Raw genomic sequence first — 17,222 nt, forward strand, 5'->3', positions numbered from 1 at the left:
TCATGACTCGGTTACCTCAAAAGGCAAACTGACCGTCACCTTCAGCCCCCCCAGCGAAGACTCGCCAAGGATAATCGAGCCATGATGTAACGTGACAATCTGCCCGACAATGGCCAGGCCCAGGCCACTTCCCGTTGATTTGTATTTCTCATCCTTTTGATCACGATAAAAACGTTTGAGCACCTGTGGCCGCTCTTCAATGGCAATACCGGGTCCGGAGTCCTCCACAATCAGGCAGATCAGATCCCCCTCACGGCTGACCGTCACCTGAATAGCCGCTCCCGCAGGAGAATAGGCACTGGCGTTAGCAATCAGATTCTGCAGCAGGGTATAGAGCGTAAATTCAGTACTCATAATACAGGCGCTATCGCCTTCAAGACTGATATCCTGTTGTTTAGTTTCAATTTTACTGTAGATATCGGCAATCACATTTTGCGCCACCAGAAAAGCATCCACCTTGCTTAACTGTAAATGAAACATTTCCGGACTGGTGCGACTGAGCAGTAAAATTTGATTCACCACGTGGATCATGCGATCCGTATCCTGCTGGATGGCTTGTAATTTCCCGGCATCATCCTGATGCGTTTTCGCCAGGTTATGCAGGTTGATTTTCATGACACTTAAGGGCGTACGCAGCTCATGAGCCGCATTCGAGGCAAACTGCTGTTCACGCTCAAAGGCTTCATTGAGACGCAGGAATATGGTGTTCAGGGTATCCATCACCGGCTGCATTTCGATAGGTACCTGAGGCAAGGTGACCGGCGACAGATCTTTCCCTTTTCGGTGAGACAACTTCAGCGACAACAGCTTGAGTGGTTTTAACCCCAGACTCACCGACATAAACACGATGAGGGCCAGAATAGGCACGGCATAAATAAACGGCATAATCACCGATACGGTTAATGCATCGGTTAACCCTACCCGGCTTTGCAACGGCTGACCTACTATTACCGTAGTGCCATCTATCAGGGTTTGTTTGTAAACCCGCCAGCGCCGGCCATCAAAGTTTTGCTCAGAAAAACCGTCGGCACCAATAGTGAGTGGCTCATCCGGCTGATTCGGCGAGTCGGTGATCAGCTCATCGTCGCGCCAAATCTGATACACCAGCTCACTACTGCCTAAGCCTTCCACCTGCTGTCCATTACTCAGTGATACCGAATAAAGCAGGGTAGTTAATTCCTGATCCATAAACCGCGATGACATCGACAGCGCCGCCCGATAACCATGGATCGCGGCACTGAAAATAACCAGAATCAGTGAGCTGATAAGGACCAGGGTGATGGTGCGCCGTATCGAATGCAATCGTCAGGCTCCGTGAACGGGAATGCTGTAGCCAACACCACGAATGGTTTTAATAAAGTTCTCGGGCAACTTTTTGCGCAGATGGTGAATATGTACTTCAATGGTATTGCTCGAGACCTCGTCACCCCATTCGTACAAACGAGACTCCAGTTTTTGCTTGGGCTGAATGCGGCCGCCATTTTCCATCAACACCTTTAACAACATAAGCTCACGCCGGGGCAAGGAAACCGGCTCGCCGGCCACGGTGAGCTCCAGAGTCTGCGTATTTAAGGCAACCTCGCTTATTTTCACCATTGCGCTACTTGCCGTGCCCAGGCGGCGCTCGAGCACTCGTAAGCGAGCGAACAGCTCGTCCATGTCAAAAGGCTTGGGCAGGTAGTCATCGGCGCCGGCATCAAGGCCCAGTATTTTATCGGTAATCTTATCCCGTGCGGTAAGAATGATCACCGGCATGTCTTTGACCTTATGCCGAATTTTTCGCAGCACCTCAAGGCCATCCATATCCGGTAAGCCAAGGTCAAGGATCACAATATCCGTTTGCTCCGCCGCCAGCATGGCTAACGCCTCTTTGCCACGGTACACGCAGTCCACCACATAACTGGCATCCCGCAGTGATTTGCTCAGTGCGGCCGACAGTGGTTGATCATCTTCAACAAGAAGTATTCGCATGTTATTGATAACGGGATAATTTAAGGTCTTAGTAGTATAGCAGCTAAACCTTAAGCAAACCTTAAGGAAAGGTGAAGCAGATCATGGTTTGGTGCCGTTACCTACCGGCGCTTAGTAAGGATAAGAGAGGATAAAACAGGCGCCCCCCAGCCGATTGCTGGTTGTCACGGTTGCTGTGCCCTCATGCCACCACTGAATGCGCTTCACAATAGCCAGTCCTAATCCGGCTCCTCCCGCGTAACGTACGCGGCTGTTATCAGGGCGGAAGAAAGGCTCAAAAATGCGCGAAGCCAGCGACGGCTCCACACCATTACCGTCGTCATGTACCGCAATACTGATGGCATTATCGCCCTGGAAAACGTCAATAATAACCTGTGACTTTGCGTGTCGCAGGGCATTGTTGAGAAGATTGATAACGGCCCGCTCTATAAAGTGGCCGTCGCCACGCACGGTAAAGTCATCACCGTTAACCCGTAGCGTTTTGGCCGTTGTAGGAGCTAACCTCGCGACCACTTCACTGCACAACGTTTTTACCGGAATATCGGCGATGTTCAGTTCCGGCGTCATGGCATCGTACTGCGTATAGTCCAGCATCTCCTGAACCAGCCCCTCAAGCTCGTCCAGATCGGCCTGAATTCCCCGCCATGTCTGACTATCCGGTTCCGGCTTCATCTCCAGAGCGAATTTTAACCTGGCAATAGGGGTTCTGAATTCATGCGCCACCGCACCAGTGAGTTCCCGCTGATCGCGAAGCAAACCATGCACCCGTTCACTCAGCATATTCAACTTGTTGGAGATAGGCTGGATAACCGAACGCTTTCTCAGCGCAATCGACACATTGTCACTTTCCTGCCCCAGGTGATCCACCTTGCGGGTCAGGTAAGCCAGATCGCGCCACAGCGGCCACAACCAAATCGCCAGCATTACGCCCAGTAACAACAGAAATGCGGAAAGATAGATCAGCAGATACGGCCGCGACACTTCCGAAAAAGGCAGCGAGAGCACAATAACGCTGTTTTCACCTGCTGGCATGTAGATAAACCTGGCGGTCTCTGTGTAAAGGGTTACCGGTAATCCGGCGGCGAGATTGTTTTTCTCTGCTTCAGACCAGTTAATAGCGGCTTTTTCTTTGAGTTCATAGTCAATGCCAGCTTGTTCAAGCTCGGCCAGCAACTGGCTTTTATCGCGCAGCGCCAGTGGCAGGAGGGCTTCTGCCAGCACCATGTCGGCTGACTCACTGTAGTCTTCACCCGGCCAAACAAGTTCCAGCGTGCTGCTGATTAACACCAGCGAAATAGCCATAAACAAATAAAAACTCACGAACAGCCGGGTCATTCATCACTCCACGCATCGGCCACAAAAAAGAACCCCTTACCCCAGATTGTTTTAATGCGGTAAGGGTTTTGAGGGTTGTCTTTGAGCTTTTTCCGTAACCGGGAAACGCGCACGTCGGCGCTCCGGTCAAGACCGTCATATTCCCGGCCAATAAGTGCTTTGTAGAGGGTGGTCCGCTCGACGAGTTGCGAGGCATTGTCAGCCAGTAAACACAGCAGGTCGAACTCGTGACTGGTTAAGGCGATATCCTCGCCCCCCAGACTCACCCGACGTGACAGCTTATCAATACTCAATTTGCCAAACGTCACCAAACTTCCGCTATTCACTGCAGGTTCGGCAGATGCTGCACGCCGCATCAGGGCATTCACCCGTGCCAGTAACACGCGCGGTTCAACGGGCTTTACCACGTAATCATCGGCGCCAATCTCCAGACCCAGCACCTGATCGAAACTCTCACTCTTAGCGGTCATGAATAATAAAGGGCCGGTGTAAAACTGACGCAAACGGTTGCACAGCGTAAACCCATCGTCGCCGGGTAACATTACGTCCAGAATAATGGCATCCGGTGCCAGGGTTTTAACTCGCTCTATCAACCCTTCGCCATCGGCAAACCGAACTACGCTAAAGCCATTGGCAGTGAGGTACTGACCGACTAATTCTGCCAGTCTTTCATCGTCTTCAACCAGGATCAGCGACTTCATCAGAATAAACTCCAGGGGTTTCTAACGCGACGCCTAAGCATGGAAGCGCTGCGATAACGTAGTGTTAATATCACCGACGCGTGATAGACAGGGCTTTCGCTGACCAGGCGAAGTTCAGACTCCTCTTTTAAGGTAATCTTAACGGTGCCTGGCATGGTACTGTGAGGCCAGCATCCCAGGGATTCGTCATTTAACGTTAAACAGTATTCACCGGCCCGAAGGGGCGGGTAGGTCAGCGCTACTGCCATCACACACAAATCGCCTTTTTCTGCCGCAATACATTCGCTGGGCGTGGCGGCAAACTCACTTTCTTCTGCTTCCACCGGTGCCAGTACTGTGCTCAGAGTAAGAAGGAGTAAGCAGAATAAACGCACTGCAGCCCCTTAAAACCGATAGCCGAGGCCGATGAAACCACTGGCAACGGAGTCTTTCGCCACCAGCGGGCTGTCGGTCATGCCGCTGCCAAGGCTCGTCACCTGTACCCGTGCCACCCATCGCCAGCGCTTGTTAATTGGCTTATTGAGTAATAGACCAACGCTGGTTTGCAAGGCAGGGTCTGCCTCATACCAGAGGCGGCTGTTACTGGTATCCCGACTATCAATGCCGTAGTAATAATCAATCAGCTTGCTGCTTTTGTAGGTTAGCGATGCGTTGGCGGCAAAGTGCCAGTCATCCCACTGCCAGTGATACCGGTATTTCAATTGCGCGTAGAACCCCTGATGCACCCCCAGCAAGTCGCCCGCCACCGCGGCGGAAAGCAAGCTGTCAGGGCGATTCCAACTGATTCTGACACCGGCATCGGCAGTCCATTTGCGGGAGCTTATATCGTTGATGGAGATAGTTTCCCGGGAGACGGGGGACTCGCCATCACTCCCCCCGGGCTGCAATGGACCCGATATAATATCCGCCGAGCTGGTGTTCACTGAAAGGACAATATTGGCCGGATGCCAGAACGAAAAGTAGGCTCGCTCACGGTTAGCCAGCACAAACAGCTCTGTGCTAACGTCGCTGCGCACCTGCCACTGATAGCCAAATTCACCGTTGTCAAAATACGCATTCTCGCCATACCAGGCCACATCGGGTAACACGACGAGAGGAATAGGATCACCATCTACCAGAGGATTGGTTCTACCACCCACCCCCAGGGCTACGCCTATCTGCCAGGAATTAGGCGCTATACAGGCATCGTCGTTTTCACACCCCCACGCAGTGCCAGGGCCAGACAGCCACAGCAATAAACAGCACAGCAAAGGAATCCGCACAGCACAGTCCCGGCAAGTTAATCAGATTTTTAAGATTATCAAACCCTGAGTGCCTGCACAGCACCTGATTACAAATTGTCACATTTCTAAATAGTTTGGATCGGATTATTGATTGAACAAGGACTAGGGTATATCTCAACCTTACCGTGCAAAGGACATGGATATGAACCTTAAGCAACAAACCGACCTGATGTGGAAATGCCTGGCCGTAGCGATTTTTTCAACCTGTACGATTACCGCCTGCAGTAACGATGGTAATGAGAGTCCGCCGACCCTCAGCTTCATGACAGCGACGGATTCAGCCTTATCCACCGCACAACAGGTCAGTGCCGAACGCTATGTTAAAAATGGGATGTATCTGATGAAGACAGCGCAGGCAACTGCGGTGGAGGGCGCCGCCGATGATGCCGCGGCGCCGGCCAGCTTTTCGACCACTAACACCCAGATTGCCGGCGTGGATGAGGCGGATCGCATTGAATACAACGGTGACTACTTGTTTGTGGCCGATTTACCGGTGTGGACGGCGAGCGAGGGAGAGGTCAAAAAAGTGCGCATTCTCGCGCGCCAGAACGATTATTCTTTAACCGAAGCCGCGACCATCTCATTACAGGACAACCTTAACGTAGCGGGCATGTACCTGTATGAAGATACCCTTGGCGTGGTCAGTCACTCTTTCCAGTATTACGCTATGGCCGAGATTCTGGTCGACTCAAGCCCCTGGCAACAACCAGAAAACGATACTTATATTGATATTTACGGCGTCGCCGAACCGGCCAGCCCCAGTACTGTGAGCAATATTCGCATCGATGGCGGCCTGATTAACTCACGGCGCATCGATAACCATTTGTTTATTGCCACGCAGTTTGTGCCCAATCTGGAAGACTTGCCGGATGCTGGCACCAGCAATCGTAGCCTGGTTGATCTCTACAACGCGATCCTGGCAAAAGACATTAGTGAGCTGGTACCTCAAATTACAATTGATGGCCAAACCCATCCTCTCTTCCAATTGAACGACTGCTTGCTTCCCCAACAAGCCACAAACAAGAACGGGCATACTCAAATGGTCAGCGTGGTTAAGATTGATCTGGATAATCCAACCGATTATTCGGCACTTTGTCTGCTCACTGAGGCTCATGGTCTGTTTGCCTCGGCCGACCATTTATACCTCCATGCCAGCACCGGAGAGAGAACGGTTGTTCACAAAGTCGCGCTGGGAAGTGAGGTTCGCTACCAGGCTACCGCCAGTGTTGCCGGGATTCTTGGCTGGCAAAGTTCGGCCCAGTTTAAACTGGCCGAGCGCGACGGCAAATTACTGGCAGTGACCACCCTGGGGACCCGCTCTAACGATCCCCAACATGAACTCCACGTGCTCGAACAGCAAGGCAGTGAACTGGTGGAAGTTGCTACCCTGCCGAATGAATCACAACCTGCCCCCATCGGTAAACCCGGTGAAGCCATTTATGCCGTGCGGTTTGTTAATGACAGAGCCTACATTGTCACCTTTGAACGGATTGATCCACTGTATGTCATTGACTTAACAGACCTTCACGCTCCTGCGATTATCGGAGAACTGGAAATACCCGGTTTTTCCAGTTATTTGCATCCCATGGAAAACGGCCTGTTACTGGGTGTTGGACAACAGGTGCGGGCGGACGCTATTCCGGCCAGTGGCACTACCCCGCAGGAAACGCCAATTGAGGACGGTATGAAAGTCAGTCTGTTTGATGTACTCGACCCGGCAAACCCGCTAGTGCTGGGCGAATATGTCTGGCCCGATGCTTACACACCGGTGGAATATGACCACCGTTCGCTGTCGGTACTCAAAACAAACCATGGCTATCAGTTTGCGTTACCATCACAAACCTGGGGCTTCGATGACAACGGTTACTGGTTTACTCGCAACGCCTTGCAAACCCTGGAGGTCGATGAGGCCAACCGGTTGCTAAGCCTTATCGATTCGGTTACGCCAACCGAAGAAGACGACTATTACATTGGCAGCTATGAAGACCGCAGCGTATTGCACAATGGCCATATTTATTATGTGCGCGGAAATAAGGTTTACCATGCGCTCTGGCAACCAGACGCCGTGGTAAACGGGCCTTACTGATCTTGTCTGGACACAACGGTATGAAGAAGCCTCAAAGGACTAACCTTATGGCACTTTGAGGCGCTTTATCGGAGTAAATCGTTAGCCTTTACTGGTCAGTGACCAAAGCTTTTCAACCGCAGGGACTTTCCCTTTTAATCCCCCTTGTAAAGGCTCGCTTTGAAGCAGTTCTATCTCACAGTATTTACCATAATGACTTTCAATTTCGTCGCTAGGAATGGCAAAAGGCGGGCCTGCAATTAACGTCTGGTCGTAGTCGAATGTGACTAACAGGTGTTTTGCACCGGGCGTCAGTGAGCAAAGGCGCTGGCTGTACTGCTTACGCATATCCTCTGGCAACGCCACCAGTGCTGCCCGATCGTAAACCACATTAATGGTACCCAGTTGTTCGGGGGTGAGTGCGAAAAAGTCACCGCAATAGAGGGTGATATCCGGCGCCTTATAGCGGGTTAATTTACCGCACTCTTCAATGACCGGCGTAACGCCAAGGTTCTCAAAATACTGACTGACCGCCAATTGACTAAGCTCTACGCCCACCACTTCGCAACCACGCTCAAGCATAAACGTCATGTCATTGGATTTACCGCAAAGCGGCACTAATACACGGCATCCGTCGCCAATGCCAAATTTATCGGCAAAACCGGACAGCATCGGATGGATATCGCTCTGATGAAAACCTATCTCGCCTTTTTCCCACTTGTCATGCCAGAACGTATGCTCCATGACCACTCCTCTTAAACCGCAACCAATCGACTGAATTCACAGGCGATAAACAACCAGCCTGGTGCTATTGCTCGACCGCAAAAGGGCGGCGCTGCAAATAATCACAGGCCACTTCCATTTTATACAGAATCCGGGTGGCCTCAAGGTTTAGCGCATCATGCATGCGCTGACGCTGCTCTTCATAGTCGTCACTCATACGGTTAGCGCCAGCCTGTTCCCAGGTTGTGCGGTCCGGCCATTGAGCATAAGCAATCCAGCGGCCTTCTTCATCTTTGTGCAACCGAGATCCAAGGCTACCGTGAAACAGGTAAATGCCCTGAGTGACTTTTGGCCACGCGTTAAGAAAATCCGCTTCTTTACCCGTTTTGGGCACAAACTCAAACATGACAATAAACATCGTTTCTCCTGTTGAACCGCGATTAGGTACCGCCGACTACCCGCTGTTTGCGTTACTGCGACGGGCAGACCAGAGCGCCCACACCGCCAATACCAGCAAGGGCACATTGATTTGCAATGCGGCCACAGAAAATGTGGCTCCGCCAAAACGCAGCAAATAAACCAACCAGAACAAAGCAATGCCCACCGTCAACAGCTGTTTAAATGAGGACACAATGTGTGCTTCGTTTTTCAGGCGCAGCGCCAGCGCTGCAAGCACCACCATTGCCCCCCAGAATAGCGGGGTAGGAGAGAGTGCCACCGCAAAGTAGCCCGCAGCACTGGCCACCAGCGCCACCGGCGTGCCCCACACAAAGGCCGGCCAGAGTAAATTCAGCGCATCACGGGTCTGGCGCTTCTTCAACCAGATATTCATGCCGGTTGCGGAGACCACAGTGAGCATCATACCCAATACAATATAGAGTACTTTTACCGGCATACCGATAAAGTCACCAAAATGAATTCGAAATACCGAATACAGGGTTTGCATGCCACCGTCGCCATCGGAGTACCCCGCTTTCCCCAGATAATTACCCGCCGAGTCATAGCGGTAGTTCTCTGAGTAAATCAGTCGCTCAGGGGTTTTAACGAAAAACTCGAGAAACTGCTGTGGCGTGTGCGGTTCATGTACGGTAAAGAACAGCAAGTTGCCCTCGGTATCTACCCGGGTGTTCAAATCTCGCATAGCAGCACCGATGTCAGGCGGGGCTATCTCCTGCACCAATTCAGGCTCCGGTGTAAACGCGCGATCGTAGACGGCCTGGGTATCACCGTCATAGAAAGCCTGGGCAATCAGTGTGACAAACACACCGGCCAGCCCAAAATACGCACCGGTAATCGCAATCATTAAATGGAAAGGCGTGCCCCACACACTCAAACGATTATGCAGGTCGATATTTTCTTTGAGGCGGTCACCACCATAACGAAACTTGAAAGCATCCTTAATAATTCGCGGATGGGCCATCAGCCCCGAAACGATAAGTGCACATAATAAAGCGCCGCAGGCACTGACCAGGATCATTCCAAAGGAATGAGGCAAGTGCAGATACAAATGCAAATCCACCAGCATTCGCGACCAGGTGACATTTTCCTGCTCAATCAGCGCCCCGCTGTCATCCACAAAATGAGCGCGATGGTCATCTTCCATCACCAGCCGCGGAATCCCTGTTCCGGGAAACACAAAATAGTAGTGATGGGTGTCATCACTGTATTGCTCGGTGAAGCGGGTATAAGCGCGTTCAACCTGCTCGATAGTGTAGTGAGTTGTCTCCGCAATGTTGGGTTGCTCCCAACGCTCAAACTCTTTGTGCAATACCGCGATAGTGCCGGATAGGCAAATCAGGAACATCACCGCGCTAACCACAAGTCCCAGCCAGGTATGTGATTGCAGCGACCGTTTGGCAAAGCTGCCCGCAGAAACCGATTTAGCCATGAGCGCCTCCTAATAACCACACGCCCGCCAGTGCTGCCGCGCCTACAGATAAAACAATGTGCAGCCACTTACGTGCTGACAGCGCATACCAGTAAGCCAGCAGGCCCCATAACACCGGCATCAACAGCACGCCCGTGGCCATTTGCTTGGGTTCCGACACCGGAAGCTGATAAACCAGCGCAATCATAATCAGCGCACAAATAAACATCTGCCCGGGTAAAACGTAAAGAATATGCCCGGTGTGACGGGCTATTTGACGAGGGGCCACCCGCCATTGATGCGGCGGCTTAACGCGCGCCCTCACCTCACGTTGCGGATTGGCTTCAGCCACGATTGCCACCCACACGGTCAGCGCAGGCAGACACAATCCAATTGTCAGGCCGTACTCAAGGCCCAGGGCGAAATACCAGGCATAAATACTGGCTGCCATAACTAGCCAGCCTAATACTGCATACAGTAACGAACGGTGGCGCCAGCCAAGATACACGCCACAAGCGGCCACGGTTGATACAATCAACGCTAGAAAACTTCCAAAAATCATAAACTTTACTTATTATTTTGACCGCGCGAAGCGGTCAGCTCCCAAGTGTTGTGTGATCCATAACCACACTGTTTGCGACTGTCAGGCTGATCCCACACCAAAACGCAAATAAGAATAATTTACATTTGCAAAAAGATCAATCGACCTAAAGCGATCTGTTTGTTGCTTACTGTCATATCAGTCAGTAAGGGAACGCCGCCATACAAGGAAATACCATGACATCCACTCACGCTTCTAAGATCAGGGTTACTCAGCTGTTACTGGCTTATGTCACTATGCTGCTGACTTTCGGTATTCTGGATGGTGTCTGGCTTGGTGTTGTGGCGAATCAGTGGTACTTCGGCAGTCTGTCTGGCCTGTTACGCGATGGCTTTATTACCTGGCCATGGCTGGTATTTTATATTGGCTACTGTGCAGCCAGCCTTTATCTGGCAGTACTGCCGGCCCGCCAAAGCGTGGCAAAGGCCTTTCTGAACGGCGCTGTGGTAGGTGCAACGGCCTACGGTGCCTATAACCTTACCAATTATTCCATTGTGGCTGACTGGCCGTTAGCTATTACGCTGATCGACTGGACCTGGGGCACCGTCGCCACCGCTTTGGTCAGTGCCAGCGGGACACTGGCACTAAAACTTAAGGATTAGGCCCGGCGCGGTCAGACAGGCTATAACTACCTGAATTCGTGATACACTATGTGGGTATTTCATTAAACAGGACACCCTATTCATGACTTGGATGCGTCAGGCTTTGCTTAACGTGTTTCGTCTACCGGTTAAGTGGCTGGTGAAAACCAACAGTATTCCTTCTGATGTGGAGAGTGAACTCGGCATCGATAAATCGCGCCCCATTATTTATTTACTGCCATCCGACTCGGTGACCGATCAGCTGGCATTGCAAATGTCCGCGCAGAAAATGGGTCTACCTGACCCCATTGAGCCGGTTACGCTGGCGAAGAAAACCTATCCGGGCAGTCTGTTTCTGCGTCGCACTGAGGCACTGTTACGCAAACGAAACCAGGATACCGATATCGAGCCGGTATTTACTGATCTGTTCCAATTGCATCGCGATCACAGCGACTTCGATGTTCAGGTGGTACCGGTATTTATTACCTGGGGCAGGGCACCAGGCAAAGGCAAGCCGGGGCTGGCGGATCTACTCACTCTGTCCGCCGCGCCCAGTTGGTTACGCAAGTTTTTTATCGTGTTATTCCTCGGCCGGGATACATTTATTAGTTACAGCCAGGCAGTGTCGTCCCGCGCTATGGTCGATCAGCGCAGTTCCGACGAAAAGCTGGCCCACAAGCTTTCTCGCGTAGCAAGTACTCACTTTCATCGTAAACGCCAGGCTATGACCGGCCCCACTCTGCTGGAACGGCAGGAACTGAATAATGCGGTACTCGGCTCAGAAATGGTTCGCAATGCCATTGGTGAAGAGATGCGAGCCAAAAAACTCAGCGCCGAAGAAGCACGCCAGGTTGCGGCAGGCTACTTAACAGAGATTGCCGCCGATTATCGGGAAGGGCTGATCCGCTTTGGTGATCGCCTGTTAACCCGTATCTGGAACAAAATTTATAACGGTATCAGCGTTGGTCACGCCAACCGTATTCGTGAACTGGCCAATAATGGTCACGAAATTATCTATGTGCCCTGCCATCGCAGTCATATGGATTATCTGTTGCTTACTTATGTGATTTACCATGAAGGCCTGGTTACACCGCATATCGCTGCCGGTATCAATCTTAACTTCTGGCCGGTAGGCGGTATTTTTCGGCGCGGCGGGGCATTTTTCCTGCGCCGCAGCTTTGCCGGTAACAAGCTCTACACCGCCGTATTCCGCGAGTATCTGGAATTACTGTTTAAAAAAGGCTACGCGGTGAAGTATTACCCGGAAGGCGGCCGCAGCCGCACCGGACGCCTGATCCCGCCGAAAACCGGCATGCTGGCCATGACTATTCAGGCCGCAGTCAAAGGGGTAAACCGGCCAATCAGTTTGGTGCCGGTGTACATTGGCTACGAAAACGTCATGGAAGTGAAGAGCTATCTTAGCGAGCTGAAGGGCGGCGCGAAAAAGAAAGAGTCCAACTGGCAGGTGTTTTCAGCCATTAAAAAACTCAAAAATTATGGTCATGGCTTTGTGAATTTTGGCGAGCCACTGCCGCTCAATCAATTTCTCGACAATAAAGCCCCTAACTGGCGTGAGAGTCAGACCTTAAACCCCGAGAAAAAACCAGCCTGGTTAACACCTACGGTTAACGGCCTGGCCAACGAGTTAATGACCCGGGTTAACAGTGCGGCTGCGATTAACGGCATGGCCCTCACCGCGCTGTGTCTGCTGGCGTCGAAAACCCAAACCATGAGTAAAACGGAACTGGCCCAGGCGATGCGCGACTACCTTGCCCTGTTTGAGCTGGCTCCGTACAGTGCTAATGCCACCCTGCCTAAAGAAGATGCCAACGCGCTACTCGATCACACCTTATCGTTAAAACGATTACAGGTAACCGAAGACAACTACGGCACGCTGATCAGTCCGATGGCGGATAACGCGGTGTTTTTAACCTACTATCGCAATAATATTATTCACCTGTTCGCGCTGCCAGGCATTGTCATGACGGCCATTTTTGCCCATGGCAAGCTGGAGAAAACCAACATTCTGCAGCTAATTGCAGCGCTTTACCCACTGCTGCAGCGCGAGCTCTTCCTGCACTTGTCGCAGGATGAAGCGCTGGCCTACACCGCGCAACTGATAGATGCTTTCAAACAAACCGGCATGTTGCAGCAAAAAGGGCGTTATCTGGCGTTGCCGGAAGCCGACAGCGAACAGTTCCATTCAAGCTGGCTGCTGAGTCGCTGTATGCAGGAAACCCTGCAGCGTTACGCGGTAGTGCTGACCATTCTTAAACGCGACAAATCGATTAGCCGCAATGCCCTGGAGCGGGAAAGTAAAACCGTGGCCGAGCGTTTATCCAAACTGTATGGCATGCACTCGCCGGAGTTTTACGATAAAAATGTGCTGTCGAGTTTTATCAGCGCGCTGCGCGACAACCACTGGCTGGACGCCGACGAAGACGGCAGCCTGAAGTATTCCGAGGAAGCCTCGGCCCTGCGTAAAGACATTATGGCGTTAGTCTGGCCGGAGATTGTGCAGCATTTACAGCAGGATATTCTTCAGGCCGACAGGGAAGCAGGCGCCGATGAAAAAGTTTGATGTTGAGTTACTCAGTGAACTAAGAGCCCAGGCGGAAGCCAGCCCACGTCGCCGCGCACACCACAATGTGCATGATGACTACCGGCAGCCGGTACAGCGCCTGTTTGTCTGCATGCTGCCCGACTCTTATGTCAGGCCTCATCGCCATAGCCAACCGCATAAATGGGAATTCTTTATGGTGGTGGATGGCTGCCTTGAGCTGCTGTTTTTTGATGATTACGGCGTGCTCACAGAGCGCCTTGCTTTGGGCCCGGGCAGTGACTGCCTGGGGGTGGAAATCCCTCCCAACACCTGGCACGCCACCGTATGCAATCAGCCGGTAACTTTTGTTGAGGTAAAACAAGGCCCCTACGAAGTGACCGACGATAAAGACTTTGCCGACTGGGCGCCGGCTGAGGGCGACGATAACGTTGCGGCTTTTCTGACCGGTATGAAAACACTGCGGCCGGGGAACGCCTTAAACTGAATAACATCAGCAATCACACTTTGTATCCGTGTAATGCGACTGATGCTGACGATGGCGATAGCCCCCTTTAGCCGGTTACTCTTCGCCAGGGGAAATTCCACGGCCCGAAGCAATCCGTGCTTCTTTAAAGGACGATTCAGCTTTCCAGCCCGGCCAGTCGCCATTGTTGGCAAGCTCAGCCATAATCTGCCCAATCAGGTCCAGATCCTGAACCACCCCGCCTAATGACCAGCTATCAAAGTAATCATCACCAGATTTATGATAACGACTGGCGATAAATTGCGGATCGGTATCCCCCAGACTCATAAATAAATACGACGGGATCCCCTGGCGGGCTGCGGCAAAATGATCGGAGCGAAAAAACAGGCCGTTCTGAGGCCGCGGATCTGGTTTAACAAAGCGCCCCTGACGTTTAGCCACGCGGGCAACATAGTCTTCCAGATCAGATACATTCTCTCCGTATTGCAGCGTATAAGGGGTGGCATCATTTACGTTCATGCCGTCTATATTTAAAAATGCGACGATATCCTTAGCCGGCACCGGCGGATGCTTAGCAAAATGCTCCGCACCAATTATGCCGGTTTCCTCGGCAGTAAAGGCAGCAAACATCAGCGTACGTTTAAGGGGCATTGCTTTGGCCTTTTGCTTGAATACCCTGGCGAGCTCCAACACTCCGGCCACACCAGAGGCATTATCCACCGCACCGTTCAGGATCACTTCCTGACCATTCTCTGTGCCTTTACCCAGACCATCCCAATGGGCATGCAAGGCTACCCATTCATCCTGCGCCTCGCTACCGGGCAGCATCGCGGCAACGTTTTGTGAAGCCTTGTGTTCAATGGTGTTGCGCAGCTTCAGCTTGGCGTGCTGCTGCAGCTCAATGGCTGTGAAGCCTGGCTTACCCGCCTGCGTTTTTAACTGCCGGTAATCCAAACCCGATGCGGCAAACATTTTTTCGGCCGCGCGCAGTGTCATCCAGCCCATCACACCGATTTTCGACAGGTTATTGTTGTTGTCGACCAGGGTGTATTTTGCCGTGGTGCCACCGGCTTTTACCACGCCCCAACCATAACCGGCCGCCATGGTTTCGTGAACAATAAACACCGCTTTTGCACCCTGACGGGCGGCCTCCTCATATTTGTAAGTCCAGCGACCGTAATAGGTCATGGCCTGGCCGTTGAAAAACGCCTTGTCGCCAGAGGTAAAGCCCGGATCGTTAACCAGTACGATCACGGTTTTTCCCTTAACATCAACCCCGGCATAATCATTCCAGTGATACTCCGGCGCATTGATACCATAGCCGACAAACACCACTTCGTTATCCAGCGTAAGTTGCTCTGTGATGCGCTCAGTACGAGCCACGAAGTCGTCGCCATTGGTAAAAGTGGCGCCTCCAACAGATAGCGACATGTCCTGACTGGCGGTAATTTTGGCCAGCGGCACTGGCTGGATATAGCTATCACCAAATGCCGGCCGCAGGCCCATCTCACGAAACTGTTTTACCAGATACGCCACGGTTTTTGTTTCACCGTCGGAAAGCGGCGCACGCCCCTCGAATTCATCACTGGCAAGGGTTTTCACATCCTGCCGGTAATTATCCAGATTGATGCTGTTACCGATATCCGCTGAGATAGCCGCGAGGCTGGCAAACGTACAAAGCAGTGCGCTGCTCAAAATGAGAGTTTTTATCATGCTGTTCATAAGTAAAATTGAATTAACCAGAGACTACCCAATAACGCCGGGTCGCTCAAACCATTAAACTTGCCGTAGCTGTTGTCGCCTGCATAAAAAGCGTATTTTTTGCGCTCGGAATACTGGCGAAATGATCGGGTTTTAGACTATATTTAATCAGCGGCGTGGTTGGCCGCTTTCGGCTCAGGAACGGAGCAACAAGCCTATTAAGCAGTGCAAGGAGGCACTATGATGAACCTGACTATCAGCACCAAAGGGATCAGTACTTTCTTTTTCGCCGCCGGTTTTTTACTTTTCGTGCAGGCGTTTTATGTTTCTTCCATGACCACAGGTACGTCTGATTACCTGTTTAATCTGCACGATATTCAAAACGAGCAATATACCCGCCTCGGCTTAAAGCAAAGTAAAGTAGTGCTGCGCAGTGAAGTGATAAGAGAAGTTACCGAGCGCTTCACCAGCCATAATTTTCATGCGGTAGTCGCCATGAGTATCGCAGGCGTTATCTTCCTGTTGCTCGGATTGTTACTCAGTCGCTACCATGTAAATATCAGCGAGCTGCCAGCGAATGAACGAAAACCCTAAGCACCCAGGCGTTTTTCCGATAACTGATAAGTATCGCGATAAATGCCCCGGGCTGCTTCCTTAGCAAATTCAGCCACTGCCGGAATTTGTGATTTGGGGAAGGTCACCGCAGGTGCGGTAACGCCGACAGAAGCCACCACTACGCCGCGGTTGTCTCTTACCGGTACTGCCAGACAACGTACGTCTTTATTGTATTCACGCTCGTCTACCGCATAACCTAAGGCTTCTACCCGTTTGAGTTCTTCACGAAGTTTATCAATGTCGGTAATGGTGTATTCGGTGTGTTTCTCCATGGGGTGTTCCTGCAGGATCAACTCGAGGTTGTCATAATACAGAAACGCCAGAAACACTTTGCCGCCGGCCGAACAATGCAGCTGAGCCTGCACGCCGGGGCGCTTAGAAACCATCAGCGGGTTAGGACTATCCACCACTTCAACAATCAGAATACTGCCGTTATTGGGCACTGCTAGGTGGGCCGTGTGACCGCTTTTAAGCGCTAGGCGTTGAATGTGCGGGATCGCCAGTTGGTGCATTCGATCGGAGTTGATAATGTGTAACCCCAGCTTCATCAAATCGGTGCCGCAAAAGTAGCGTTTGCCCCGTTTTTCCAGCATCTGTTCATTGCACAGGGTGCGCAGCAACCTGAATAAGGTAGTACGAGGTAACTCCAGCGCCACCTCCATCTCGTGCATGGTCATCCCCTCCGGCGCATTGGCCAGGGTTCTGAAAATCTGACAGGCATGGTTAACACTGGGGATCAGATAACGTTCCATA

17 protein-coding genes are annotated in these 17,222 nt (G+C 51.8%); 5 read left to right on the top strand and 12 right to left on the bottom strand.

Annotation, left to right across the window (positions count from 1 at the left end):
• From AC27IB_RS12195 to AC27IB_RS12220, 6 genes are all read right to left on the bottom strand, one after another.
• Positions 1–1,302 (bottom strand): sensor histidine kinase, encoded by a 1,302-nt coding sequence (locus AC27IB_RS12195; protein WP_487121156.1) that lies wholly within the window; start codon positions 1,300–1,302, stop codon positions 1–3.
• A gap of 3 nt (positions 1,303–1,305) precedes the next feature.
• A complete protein-coding gene (locus tag AC27IB_RS12200; RefSeq protein ID WP_487121158.1) occupies positions 1,306–1,971 on the bottom strand; it encodes a response regulator in 666 nt (221 codons plus the stop codon).
• 111 nt (positions 1,972–2,082) lie between these two features.
• The gene (locus AC27IB_RS12205) at positions 2,083–3,306 is read right to left on the bottom strand and encodes an ATP-binding protein (protein WP_487121160.1); all 1,224 of its coding nucleotides are present in this window, start codon (positions 3,304–3,306) and stop codon (positions 2,083–2,085) included.
• Entirely contained in the window at positions 3,303–4,007 is a 705-nt protein-coding gene (locus tag AC27IB_RS12210) for a response regulator (RefSeq protein ID WP_487121162.1), read from the bottom strand. Before AC27IB_RS12210 ends, AC27IB_RS12205 begins: the two co-directional genes overlap by 4 nt.
• The gene (locus AC27IB_RS12215; RefSeq protein WP_487121164.1) at positions 4,007–4,381 is read right to left on the bottom strand and encodes a DUF3019 domain-containing protein; all 375 of its coding nucleotides are present in this window, start codon (positions 4,379–4,381) and stop codon (positions 4,007–4,009) included. The genes AC27IB_RS12210 and AC27IB_RS12215 overlap by 1 nt, the downstream gene beginning before the upstream one ends.
• Before the next feature lie 9 nt (positions 4,382–4,390).
• Complete coding sequence (locus AC27IB_RS12220; protein WP_487121166.1) at positions 4,391–5,269, bottom strand: MipA/OmpV family protein; 879 nt, start codon at positions 5,267–5,269, stop codon at positions 4,391–4,393.
• Positions 5,270–5,432: 163 nt separating this feature from the next.
• On the opposite strand from AC27IB_RS12220, the gene AC27IB_RS12225 reads away from it, so the two are divergent.
• Positions 5,433–7,376, top strand: a complete 1,944-nt coding sequence (locus AC27IB_RS12225) for a beta-propeller domain-containing protein (protein WP_487121168.1) — start codon at positions 5,433–5,435, stop codon at positions 7,374–7,376.
• Between the two features lie 81 nt (positions 7,377–7,457).
• On the opposite strand, the gene tmpT is transcribed toward AC27IB_RS12225, so the two are convergent.
• The 4 genes from tmpT to AC27IB_RS12245 all read right to left on the bottom strand — a co-directional run bounded on the left by tmpT (position 7,458) and on the right by AC27IB_RS12245 (position 10,507).
• Positions 7,458–8,099 (bottom strand): thiopurine S-methyltransferase, encoded by a 642-nt coding sequence (gene tmpT / locus AC27IB_RS12230; protein ID WP_487121170.1) that lies wholly within the window; start codon positions 8,097–8,099, stop codon positions 7,458–7,460.
• Between the two features lie 64 nt (positions 8,100–8,163).
• Positions 8,164–8,496, bottom strand: coding sequence for an antibiotic biosynthesis monooxygenase family protein (locus tag AC27IB_RS12235; protein WP_296046417.1), 333 nt, complete (start codon positions 8,494–8,496; stop codon positions 8,164–8,166).
• A gap of 36 nt (positions 8,497–8,532) precedes the next feature.
• The gene (locus tag AC27IB_RS12240) at positions 8,533–9,966 is read right to left on the bottom strand and encodes a PepSY-associated TM helix domain-containing protein (RefSeq protein WP_487121172.1); all 1,434 of its coding nucleotides are present in this window, start codon (positions 9,964–9,966) and stop codon (positions 8,533–8,535) included.
• Positions 9,959–10,507, bottom strand: coding sequence for a hypothetical protein (locus AC27IB_RS12245; protein WP_296053646.1), 549 nt, complete (start codon positions 10,505–10,507; stop codon positions 9,959–9,961). The genes AC27IB_RS12240 and AC27IB_RS12245 overlap by 8 nt, the downstream gene beginning before the upstream one ends.
• Before the next feature lie 215 nt (positions 10,508–10,722).
• Between AC27IB_RS12245 and AC27IB_RS12250 the strand changes: the two genes are divergently transcribed.
• The 3 genes from AC27IB_RS12250 (at position 10,723) to AC27IB_RS12260 (ending at position 14,174) form a co-directional block, all read left to right on the top strand.
• Positions 10,723–11,148, top strand: a complete 426-nt coding sequence (locus AC27IB_RS12250) for a DUF2177 family protein (protein WP_296053647.1) — start codon at positions 10,723–10,725, stop codon at positions 11,146–11,148.
• 82 nt (positions 11,149–11,230) lie between these two features.
• The gene (plsB, locus tag AC27IB_RS12255) at positions 11,231–13,708 is read left to right on the top strand and encodes a glycerol-3-phosphate 1-O-acyltransferase PlsB (RefSeq protein ID WP_487121175.1); all 2,478 of its coding nucleotides are present in this window, start codon (positions 11,231–11,233) and stop codon (positions 13,706–13,708) included.
• Positions 13,695–14,174, top strand: a complete 480-nt coding sequence (locus AC27IB_RS12260; RefSeq protein ID WP_487121177.1) for a WbuC family cupin fold metalloprotein — start codon at positions 13,695–13,697, stop codon at positions 14,172–14,174. Before plsB ends, AC27IB_RS12260 begins: the two co-directional genes overlap by 14 nt.
• Positions 14,175–14,249: 75 nt before the next feature.
• On the opposite strand, the gene AC27IB_RS12265 is transcribed toward AC27IB_RS12260, so the two are convergent.
• Complete coding sequence (locus AC27IB_RS12265; RefSeq protein WP_487121179.1) at positions 14,250–15,866, bottom strand: M28 family metallopeptidase; 1,617 nt, start codon at positions 15,864–15,866, stop codon at positions 14,250–14,252.
• A 228-nt stretch (positions 15,867–16,094) separates the two neighbouring features.
• Between AC27IB_RS12265 and AC27IB_RS12270 the strand changes: the two genes are divergently transcribed.
• On the top strand, positions 16,095–16,448 hold the full coding sequence (locus AC27IB_RS12270; protein ID WP_296047487.1) for a hypothetical protein: 354 nt from the start codon (positions 16,095–16,097) through the stop codon (positions 16,446–16,448).
• Here the strand turns inward: AC27IB_RS12270 and AC27IB_RS12275 are convergent.
• On the bottom strand, positions 16,445–17,221 hold the full coding sequence (locus AC27IB_RS12275) for an IclR family transcriptional regulator (protein ID WP_487121181.1): 777 nt from the start codon (positions 17,219–17,221) through the stop codon (positions 16,445–16,447). The two genes, AC27IB_RS12270 and AC27IB_RS12275, sit on opposite strands and share 4 nt — an antisense overlap.
• Position 17,222: the final 1 nt, after the last annotated feature.

The organism is Alteromonas sp. 4NH20-0104 (genome assembly GCF_057547795.1).